The organism is Streptomyces sp. NPDC050535, assembly GCF_044457665.1.
GTDB lineage: Bacteria > Actinomycetota > Actinomycetes > Streptomycetales > Streptomycetaceae > Streptomyces.
On the sequence record NZ_JBITHE010000008.1, the window covers coordinates 356,963 to 367,096 of the forward strand.

Genomic DNA, 10,134 nt, shown 5'->3' on the forward strand with positions numbered 1-10,134 from the left:
AAGGAGCGCTTCTCCGCCGCCGTCCCCCTGCCACACGGGCAGGACCGGGACGAAAGACGAAAAGTATCGGAGAAAACGCTAGTGGAGAACGAGACCCACTACGCCGAGGCCGTTATCGACAACGGTTCCTTCGGCACCCGCACCATCCGCTTCGAGACGGGCAGGCTGGCCAGGCAGGCCGCCGGATCCGCCGTCGCGTACCTGGACGACGACACCATGGTGCTGTCGGCCACCACCGCCTCCAAGAAGCCCAAGGAAAATCTCGACTTCTTCCCCCTCACGGTGGACGTCGAGGAGCGGATGTACGCCGCGGGCAAGATCCCCGGCAGCTTCTTCCGCCGCGAGGGCCGTCCCTCCGAGGACGCCATCCTCACCTGCCGTCTGATCGACCGTCCGCTGCGCCCGTCCTTCAAGAAGGGCCTGCGCAACGAGATCCAGGTCGTCGCGACGATCATGGCGCTCAACCCCGACCACCTGTACGACGTCGTGGCGATCAACGCCGCCTCCGCGTCCACGCAGCTGGCCGGCCTGCCCTTCTCCGGCCCGATCGGCGGCGTCCGCGTCGCGCTGATCAACGGCCAGTGGGTCGCGTTCCCGACGCACACCGAGCTCGAGGACGCCGTCTTCGACATGGTCGTCGCGGGTCGCGCCCTCGAGGACGGCGACGTCGCGATCATGATGGTCGAGGCCGAGGCCACCGAGAAGACCATCCAGCTGGTCGCGGGCGGTGCCGAGGCGCCGACCGAGGAGGTCGTAGCCGCCGGTCTGGACGCCGCGAAGCCCTTCATCAAGGTGCTCTGCAAGGCCCAGGCCGACCTCGCCGCGAAGGCCGCGAAGCCGACCGGCGACTTCCCGGTCTTCCTCGACTACCAGGACGACGTCCTGGAGGCCCTGACCGCCGCGGTCAAGAGCGAGCTCTCCCAGGCGCTCACCATCGCCGGCAAGCAGGACCGCGAGGCCGAGCTGGACCGCGTCAAGGAGATCGCCGCCGAGAAGCTGCTCCCGCAGTTCGAGGGTCGCGAGAAGGAGATCTCCGCCGCGTACCGCTCGCTGACCAAGGCCCTGGTGCGCGAGCGCGTCATCAAGGACAAGGTCCGCATCGACGGCCGAGGCGTCACGGACATCCGTACGCTCGCCGCCGAGGTCGAGGCCATCCCGCGCGTGCACGGTTCGGCGCTGTTCGAGCGTGGCGAGACCCAGATCCTGGGCGTCACCACCCTGAACATGCTCCGCATGGAGCAGCAGCTGGACACCCTCTCCCCGGTGACCCGCAAGCGCTACATGCACAACTACAACTTCCCGCCGTACTCCGTCGGTGAGACGGGCCGCGTCGGCTCCCCGAAGCGTCGCGAGATCGGCCACGGCGCGCTCGCCGAGCGCGCGATCGTGCCGGTCCTGCCGACCCGCGAGGAGTTCCCCTACGCGATCCGTCAGGTGTCCGAGGCCCTCAGCTCCAACGGCTCGACGTCCATGGGCTCGGTCTGCGCCTCCACGATGTCGCTGCTGAACGCCGGTGTGCCCCTGAAGGCCCCCGTCGCCGGTATCGCCATGGGTCTGATCTCCCAGGAGATCGACGGCCAGACGCACTACGTCGCCCTCACCGACATCCTCGGTGCGGAGGACGCCTTCGGTGACATGGACTTCAAGGTCGCCGGCACCAAGGAGTTCGTGACCGCTCTCCAGCTGGACACCAAGCTGGACGGCATCCCGGCCTCCGTCCTGGCCGCGGCCCTCAAGCAGGCCCGCGACGCCCGCCTCCACATCCTCGACGTGATGATGGAAGCGATCGACACGCCGGACGAGATGTCCCCGAACGCCCCGCGGATCATCACCGTCAAGATCCCCGTGGACAAGATCGGTGAGGTCATCGGCCCCAAGGGCAAGATGATCAACCAGATCCAGGAGGACACCGGCGCCGACATCACGATCGAGGACGACGGCACCATCTACATCGGTGCCCAGCAGGGCTCGCAGGCCGAGGCCGCGCGCGCCACGATCAACGCGATCGCCAACCCGACCATGCCGGAGGTCGGCGAGCGCTACCTGGGCACCGTCGTGAAGACGACGACCTTCGGTGCGTTCGTGTCGCTGCTTCCGGGCAAGGACGGTCTGCTGCACATCTCGCAGATCCGCAAGCTCGCCGGCGGCAAGCGCGTGGAGAACGTCGAGGACGTGCTCGCCGTAGGCTCCAAGGTCCAGGTCGAGATCGCCGAGATCGACTCCCGCGGCAAGCTCTCCCTGATCCCCGTTGTCGAGGGCGAAGAGGGCGACGACAAGAAGGACGACACCGACCAGTGACGTCAAGCAGCTCCACGGCGACGGCCCGCACCTCCTCGGAGGCGCGGGCCGTCGCCCGTACCCAAACCCTCATCAAGGGCGAGAACGGCATCGGTACGGTCCGCAGGACCACCCTCCCCGGCGGTCTGCGCATCGTCACCGAAACGCTCCCCTCCGTACGCTCCGCCACCTTCGGCATCTGGGCGCACGTCGGCTCCCGCGACGAGACCCCGACGCTGAACGGCGCGACCCACTACCTGGAGCACCTGCTCTTCAAGGGCACCCGGCGCAGGTCCGCACTCGACATCTCCTCCGCCATCGACGCGGTCGGCGGCGAGATGAACGCGTTCACGGCGAAGGAGTACACGTGCTACTACGCACGCGTGCTCGACACCGACCTCCCGCTCGCCATCGACGTCGTGTGCGACATGCTCACCGGCTCGCTGATCGAGCAGGCGGACGTCGACGCCGAGCGCGGGGTGATCCTCGAAGAGATCGCGATGACCGAGGACGACCCGGGCGACTGCGTGCACGACCTGTTCGCGCACACCATGCTCGGCGACACCCCCCTCGGCCGCCCGGTCCTCGGCACGGTCGACACGGTCAACGCCCTCACGGCCGACCGCATCCGCCGCTTCTACAAGAAGCACTACGACCCGACACACCTCGTCGTGGCCTGCGCGGGCAACGTCGACCACAACAAGGTCGTACGCCAGGTCCGCGCCGCCTTCGAGAAGGCGGGCGCCCTCAAGGTCCCCGACGCCGCCCCGTTCGCCCCGCGTGACGGCCGCCGTGCCATCCGCACCGCGGGCCGCGTCGAGCTCCTCGGCCGCAAGACCGAGCAGGCCCACGTCGTCCTCGGCATGCCGGGCCTGGCCCGCACCGACGACCGCCGCTGGGCCCTGGGCGTCCTGAACACCGCGCTGGGCGGCGGCATGTCCTCCCGCCTCTTCCAGGAGGTCCGCGAGAAGCGCGGCCTGGCCTACAGCGTGTACTCGTACACCTCGGGCTTCGCCGACTGCGGCCTCTTCGGCGTGTACGCCGGCTGCCGCCCGAGCCAGGTGCACGACGTGCTCAAGATCTGCCGCGACGAGCTCGACCGCGTCGCCGAGCACGGCCTCTCGGACGACGAGATCGGCCGCGCCATCGGCCAGCTCCAGGGCTCCACCGTCCTCGGCCTCGAGGACACCGGCGCGCTGATGAACCGTATCGGCAAGAGCGAACTGTGCTGGGGCGAGCAGATGTCCGTCGACGACATGCTGGCCCGGATCGCGTCGGTCACCCCGGACGAGGTCCGCGCGGTCGCCCACGACATCCTGGGACAGCGGCCCTCGCTGTCGGTCATCGGCCCGCTCAAGGACAAGCAGGCGTCCCGTCTGCACGAAGCGGTCGCGTAAGTCCTCGACCGTCCTCGACTAAGGAACAAGAAGATGAGCAAGCTGCGCGTGGCGGTCCTCGGTGCCAAGGGCCGTATCGGAGCGGAGGCGGTACGAGCCGTCGAGGCCGCCGAGGACCTGGAGCTGGTGGCCGCGCTCGGCCGGGGCGACAAGCTGGAGACGCTGACCGAGACCGGCGCCCAGGTCGCCGTCGAGCTGACCACGCCTGCCTCGGTGATGGACAACCTCGACTTCTGCGTACGGCACGGCATCCACGCCGTGGTCGGCACGACGGGCTGGACCGACGAACGCCTGGCGCAGCTCAGGACCTGGCTGTCCGCCTCCCCGGAGACCGGCGTGCTCATCGCGCCCAACTTCTCCATCGGCGCCGTACTGACCATGAAGTTCGCCGAGTCGGCCGCGCCGTACTTCGAGTCCGTCGAGGTCGTCGAACTGCACCACCCGAACAAGGTGGACGCCCCCAGCGGCACCGCCACCCGCACCGCCCAGCTCATCGCCGCGGCCAGGGGGCGCGCGGGCAGCGCCCCGCAGCCCGACGCCACCGCCACCGCGCTGGACGGCGCCCGCGGAGCCGACGTCGACGGGGTGCCCGTGCACGCAGTACGCCTCCGTGGGCTCCTGGCCCACCAGGAGGTGCTGCTCGGCGGCGAGGGCGAGACCCTCACCATCCGCCACGACTCCCTCCACCACAGCAGCTTCATGCCGGGCATCCTGCTCGGCGCCCGCCGCGTGGTCACGACCCCGGGCCTCACCTTCGGCCTGGAACACTTCCTGGATCTGAACCGGTAACCATGCGCGCGAAGCTCACATACGCCATCACGGCGGCCGTCCTGGTCGCCTACTTCGGGCTGGTCGGCTGGCGCGGAGTACTGCTCATCCAGGCCGGCACGCTCCTTACCGTCACCTTCGGTGTCGCGGTGCTGATCCTGCCGGTCATCGGTATCTGGTTCCTCTGGAAGAACACGCAGTTCGTCCAGAAGGCCAACCGTCTCGCCGCCGAACTCGACGCCGAAGGCGGCCTGCCCGTCGACGAGTTGAAGCGCACCGCGGGCGGCCGTATCGACCGCGACTCGGCCGACGAGGTCTTCGCCAGGCGCAAGGCCGAGACCGAGGACGCCCCGGACGACTGGCGCAGCTGGTTCCGACTCGCGATCGCGTACCACGACGCCCGTGACACCCCGCGCGCCCGCAAGGCGATGCAGCGCGCGATCGCCCTGCACGAGGGCAGGCCACCGGTCGACGCTTGAGAGATACGACGAAGGGGCCGGTCCGCACTCCGCGGACCGGCCCCTCTCGCATTGCCGTCGGTGCCGGGCCTCAGGGCCGCCGGTACTCGTCCGCCCACACCTCTATGGCGTCGGCCGCCCGGTCGAAGGCCTCCATGCGCGCCAGGAAGTCGGCGTTGTGCGTGGTCAGCAGGGCCGGCAGATCGCTGGGCGCGCGGTCCTTGCGTGCGAGGACCAGCGCCTGTCCCTGGACGGTGCGCGGCAGTCCGAGCCAGCGCACCGGCTGCTGTACGGTGCGCACCGCGACGACCTGCGCCCACCGTGTCGTACTCGTACGGAAGAACCTCACCCGGCGCAGCCCCTGGGCGCTCACCCACACGCCCACCCGCAGCAGCCGCAGCGCGCAGAGTATGGCGAGCACGGCACCGCCGAAGCAGGCCGCGGCGCCGGGCAGGGTTCCGGTGACCGCGATGATGACGCCGGCGAACAGCACGTACGACGCCAGCAGCAGGATCAGCGCGGCCGCGCCCACCCGCCACGGTCCGGGCCGGTAGGGACGCCGCCAGTGGTCGCGGTCGTCGAACGGCAGCGCGAGGTCGTCCGCCACCTCGTCAAAAGCGCGATCCGCCGTCAGGAAGGGCAGGGGCACGATTGGTCCTCACTCAATCCACGCATGGGCTGTGCCCGGTGAGGCTATCGACCCGGGTCCCCCCTCACCACCCTTGGGGGTCCGGACGAGTCAGCGGCCGTCGGACGCCTCGGACTGCCGCGTTGTCGCGGATGTCTGGTCCGCGGATGACTTGTCCAGGGACAACGCGGGCATTCCGATGATCAGAGCGCCTATGAGGCCGGTGACCACGGTGAGTCCTATGAGCCATCGGCCGGCCATCTGACCGGCGGACGGACGCTCACGGGGCGGGGGAGTGACATTGCTGCGGAACTGGTCGGCTTCGGCGAGGAAGGCGAAGGGAACGGGCTCGCGCCGACGGAACATGGGAACTGCTTCTCCTCTGGAGACTCGAACGAACTGCTGTCACCAATACAGACGAGCGAACGCCCCAAGAGGTGCCCGGTTTCACCGAATTCGCAGAAGTTCGCCGACTATTGTCGCGGCACGACACCGAACGCCCTGTTGTCAGTGCCGGGCCGTAGAGTGGGCGCCGCCCGAGCCTGTGATGGGAAGGACCCTCTCCACCGTGACCGACACCCCCGCCGACGACCTCAAGCCCAGCTTCCGCAGCGATGTCCACGTCGAGCTGGTCAAGCACACCGCGTCCGACTCCGACGTGCTGTTCGCCGCCCGAGTCTCGACCGTCGGTGAGCAGTCGCTGGACGAGCTGAAGAAGGACCCGGAGCGTTCAAAGGGCCTGCTCAACTACCTGATGCGGGACAGGCACGGCAGCCCCTTCGAGCACAACTCGATGACGTTTCTCATCAGCGCCCCGATCTTCGTGTTCCGCGAGTTCATGCGCCACCGCGTCGGCTGGTCGTACAACGAGGAGTCGGGCCGGTACAGGGAGCTCCAGCCGGTCTTCTACGTCCCGGGCGAGTCCCGCAAGCTGATCCAGGAAGGCCGCCCCGGCAAGTACGTCTTCGTCGAGGGCACCCCGGCGCAGCAGGAGCTCACGGGCCGCGTCATGGAGGACTCATACCGTCAGGCGTACGAGGCGTATCAGGAAATGCTCGCCGCCGGAGTGGCCCGCGAGGTCGCCCGAGCGGTCCTCCCGGTAGGCCTCTTCTCCTCGATGTACGCCACGTGCAACGCCCGCTCGCTGATGCACTTCCTCGGCCTGCGTACCCAGCACGAGCTGGCCAAGGTCCCGTCCTTCCCACAGCGCGAGATCGAGATGGTCGGGGAGAAGATGGAAGCGGAGTGGGCGAAGCTGATGCCGCTCACGTACGCGGCCTTCAACGCCAACGGGCGCGTGGCGCCGTAGCGCGCTTCGGCATGCCTTGCGGCACAGATGTGCGGGTGCCCTGACCGAAGTGTCCGTATTGCGGCACTTCGAGAAGTTCATCTAGCCTGATGAAACGGACCCGGCACTGCTTGAACCCCCGAGCAGGCAGTGCCGGGCTCCACCTTTGTCACGACTTGTCGCCCGCCCCGAGGGCAGACCCCACGTTGAGCAGCGAGTAGCGTGTTCCCCATGGCTCCGACCTCCACTCCGCAGACCCCCTTCGGGAGGGTCCTCACCGCCATGGTCACGCCCCTCACGGCGGACGGCGCGCTCGACCTCGACGGCGCGCAGCGGCTCGCAACCCACCTGGTGGACGCAGGCAACGACGGCCTGGTCATCAACGGCACCACCGGTGAGTCTCCGACCACCAGCGACGCGGAGAAAGCGGATCTCGTACGAGCCGTATTGGAAGCGGTCGGCGACCGCGCCCACATCGTCGCCGGAGTCGGCACCAACGACACGCGCCACAGCGTCGAACTCGCCCGAGCCGCCGAGAAGACCGGCGCGCACGGCCTGCTGACCGTGACGCCGTACTACAACAAGCCCCCGCAGGAGGGCCTGCACCGGCACTTCACAGCCATCGCCGACGCCACCGAACTGCCGGTGATGCTCTACGACATTCCCGGCCGCAGCGGCGTACCGATCAGCACCGAGACCCTGGTGCGCCTCGCGGAGCACCCGCGTATCGTCGCCAACAAGGACGCCAAGGGAGACCTGGGCCGAGCCAGCTGGGCCATCGCCCGCTCCGGCCTCGCCTGGTACTCCGGCGACGACATGCTGAACCTGCCGCTGCTCTCCGTTGGCGCCGTCGGCTTCGTCTCGGTCGTCGGCCACGTCGTCACCCCGGAGCTGCGAACCCTGGTGGACGCTTATGTCTCGGGCGACGTACAGAAGGCCACCGAGATCCACCAGAAGCTGCTCCCCGTCTTCACCGGCATGTTCCGCACCCAGGGCGTCATGACGACCAAGGCCGCGCTCGCCCTCCAAGGCCTGCCCGCCGGGCCGCTGCGCGCCCCGATGGTCGAACTGTCCCCGGAGGAGACCGCCCAGCTCAAGATCGATCTTGCTGCCGGCGGGGTACAGCTCTAAATACAGACTTCACAACTGAATACGTACGACCACGCAGGCCACCGGGCCTGCACACCACACGACAACTGCTACTGCACGAACGTCACGCGCGCCACGTGCCTTGCGAGGTACGTGGCGCGTGTGGTGAGGAGAGTCTTTTGAGTCATCCGCATCCTGAACTCAGCGCCCCGCCGAAGCTCCCGAATGGCGGCCTGCGGGTCACCCCGCTCGGCGGCCTCGGCGAAATCGGCCGGAACATGACGGTCTTCGAATACGGCGGTCGTCTGCTGATCGTCGACTGCGGAGTGCTCTTCCCTGAGGAGGAGCAGCCCGGAATCGACCTGATCCTGCCGGACTTCACGTCCATCAGAGACCGCCTCGACGACATCGAGGGCATCGTCCTCACCCATGGTCACGAGGACCACATCGGCGGTGTCCCCTTTCTCCTCCGTGAGAAGCCGGACATCCCACTCATCGGCTCCAAGCTGACCCTCGCGCTCATCGAGGCGAAGCTCCAGGAGCACCGCATCCGGCCGTACACGCTGGAGGTGGCCGAGGGCCACCGCGAGCGCATCGGCCCCTTCGACTGCGAGTTCGTGGCGGTCAACCACTCCATCCCGGACGCGCTCGCGGTCGCCATCCGCACCCCCGCGGGCATGGTGGTCCACACCGGCGACTTCAAGATGGACCAGCTCCCGCTGGACGGCCGCCTCACGGACCTGCACGCCTTCGCACGGCTGAGCGAGGAAGGCATCGACCTTCTCCTCTCGGACTCGACGAACGCCGAGGTCCCGGGCTTCGTCCCGCCCGAGCGCGACATCTCGAACGTGCTGCGCCAGGTCTTCGCCGGCGCCCGCAAGCGGATCATCGTGGCGAGCTTCGCCAGCCACGTGCACCGCATCCAGCAGGTACTGGACGCGGCCCACGAGAACGGCCGCAGGGTCGCCTTCGTCGGCCGCTCGATGGTCCGCAACATGGGCATCGCGAGGGACCTGGGCTACCTGAAGGTCCCGCCGGGCCTGGTGGTCGACGTCAAGACGCTCGACGACCTGCCCGACAGCGAGATCGTGCTGGTCTGCACGGGATCCCAGGGCGAGCCGATGGCCGCACTGTCCCGCATGGCCAACCGCGACCACCAGATCCGCATCGTCCAGGGCGACACGGTGATCCTCGCCTCGTCGCTCATCCCGGGCAACGAGAACGCGGTCTACCGCGTCATCAACGGCCTGACCCGCTGGGGCGCGAACGTCGTCCACAAGGGCAACGCCAAGGTGCACGTCTCCGGCCACGCGTCGGCGGGCGAGCTCGTGTACTTCTACAACATCTGCAAGCCGAAGAACCTGATGCCGGTTCACGGCGAATGGCGCCATCTCCGGGCCAACGCCGAGCTGGGCGCCCTCACCGGTGTCCCGCACGACCGCATCGTGATCGCCGAGGACGGCGTCGTCGTCGACCTCATCGGTGGCAAGGCCAGGATCTCCGGCAAGGTCCAGGCGGGATACGTGTACGTCGACGGCCTCTCGGTCGGTGATGTGGGCGAGCCCGCGCTCAAGGACCGGCGCATCCTCGGCGACGAGGGCATCATCTCGGTCTTCGTGGTGATGGACGCCAGCACCGGCAAGATCACCGGTGGTCCGCACGTGCAGGCCCGTGGCTCCGGTATCGACGACTCGGCCTTCACCGACGTGATCCCGAAGGTCAGGGAAGTGCTGGAGAAGTCGGCTCAGGACGGCGTCGTCGAGCCCCACCAGATGCAGCAGCTCATCCGCCGCACGCTGGGCAAGTGGGTCTCGGACAACTACCGCCGACGCCCGATGATCCTCCCGGTCGTCGTCGAGGTCTGACCCTCACACGCGCCAACCTGGAGCGGGGTGCCTCGATTTGCATCGAGGCACCCCGCTCCAGTACGTTTACGGCTCCGCCTGAACGGGAACCCGGAACGCCTCGCGCTCCGGAGCCAGTCCCCGAAGGGGCGGAAATCCCGACTCAGAACTTCTGATAAAGTCGGAACCGCCGGAAAGGGAAACGCGAAAGCGGAATCCTGGAAAGGCGCCGAGGAAATCGGGTCGGAAACGGTCTGATAGAGTCGGAAACGCAAGACCGAAGGGAAAATGCCCGGAGGAAAGCCTGAGAGAGTCTCTCGGGTGAGTACAAAGGAAGCGTCCGTTCCTTGAGAACTCAACAGCGTGCCAAAAATCAACGCCAAGT

General features: G+C 68.2%; 9 protein-coding genes. 7 read left to right on the forward strand and 2 right to left on the reverse strand.

Annotated elements, in window-relative coordinates; all coding sequences use genetic code 11:
* The first annotated feature begins 81 nt into the window (after positions 1 to 81).
* The 4 genes from ACIBLC_RS20800 to ACIBLC_RS20815 are packed head-to-tail and all read left to right on the forward strand — an operon-like array spanning position 82 to position 4,921.
* Positions 82 to 2,298: a polyribonucleotide nucleotidyltransferase gene (locus tag ACIBLC_RS20800; RefSeq protein WP_399212494.1), complete on the forward strand. Its 2,217-nt coding sequence runs from the start codon at positions 82 to 84 to the stop codon at positions 2,296 to 2,298.
* Positions 2,295 to 3,674, forward strand: a complete 1,380-nt coding sequence (locus ACIBLC_RS20805) for a M16 family metallopeptidase (RefSeq protein ID WP_399212495.1) — start codon at positions 2,295 to 2,297, stop codon at positions 3,672 to 3,674. Before ACIBLC_RS20800 ends, ACIBLC_RS20805 begins: the two co-directional genes overlap by 4 nt.
* Before the next feature lie 33 nt (positions 3,675 to 3,707).
* Complete coding sequence (gene dapB, locus ACIBLC_RS20810; protein WP_399212496.1) at positions 3,708 to 4,463, forward strand: 4-hydroxy-tetrahydrodipicolinate reductase; 756 nt, start codon at positions 3,708 to 3,710, stop codon at positions 4,461 to 4,463.
* Between the two features lie 2 nt (positions 4,464 to 4,465).
* The gene (locus tag ACIBLC_RS20815; protein WP_399212497.1) at positions 4,466 to 4,921 is read left to right on the forward strand and encodes a hypothetical protein; all 456 of its coding nucleotides are present in this window, start codon (positions 4,466 to 4,468) and stop codon (positions 4,919 to 4,921) included.
* A 70-nt stretch (positions 4,922 to 4,991) separates the two neighbouring features.
* Here the strand turns inward: ACIBLC_RS20815 and ACIBLC_RS20820 are convergent, their stop codons facing one another.
* Complete coding sequence (locus ACIBLC_RS20820) at positions 4,992 to 5,549, reverse strand: PH domain-containing protein (RefSeq protein ID WP_399212498.1); 558 nt, start codon at positions 5,547 to 5,549, stop codon at positions 4,992 to 4,994.
* A gap of 90 nt (positions 5,550 to 5,639) precedes the next feature.
* Positions 5,640 to 5,894, reverse strand: a complete 255-nt coding sequence (locus ACIBLC_RS20825; RefSeq protein ID WP_399212499.1) for a hypothetical protein — start codon at positions 5,892 to 5,894, stop codon at positions 5,640 to 5,642.
* Positions 5,895 to 6,096: 202 nt separating this feature from the next.
* Between ACIBLC_RS20825 and thyX the strand changes: the two genes are divergently transcribed.
* From thyX to ACIBLC_RS20840, 3 genes are all read left to right on the forward strand, one after another.
* On the forward strand, positions 6,097 to 6,837 hold the full coding sequence (thyX, locus tag ACIBLC_RS20830) for an FAD-dependent thymidylate synthase (protein WP_399212501.1): 741 nt from the start codon (positions 6,097 to 6,099) through the stop codon (positions 6,835 to 6,837).
* 210 nt (positions 6,838 to 7,047) lie between these two features.
* On the forward strand, positions 7,048 to 7,947 hold the full coding sequence (gene dapA, locus ACIBLC_RS20835; RefSeq protein WP_399212502.1) for a 4-hydroxy-tetrahydrodipicolinate synthase: 900 nt from the start codon (positions 7,048 to 7,050) through the stop codon (positions 7,945 to 7,947).
* A gap of 137 nt (positions 7,948 to 8,084) precedes the next feature.
* Positions 8,085 to 9,770 carry a ribonuclease J gene (locus ACIBLC_RS20840; protein WP_399212503.1) on the forward strand — a complete coding sequence of 562 codons (1,686 nt, stop codon included), beginning with the start codon at positions 8,085 to 8,087 and terminating at the stop codon, positions 9,768 to 9,770.
* Positions 9,771 to 10,134: the final 364 nt, after the last annotated feature.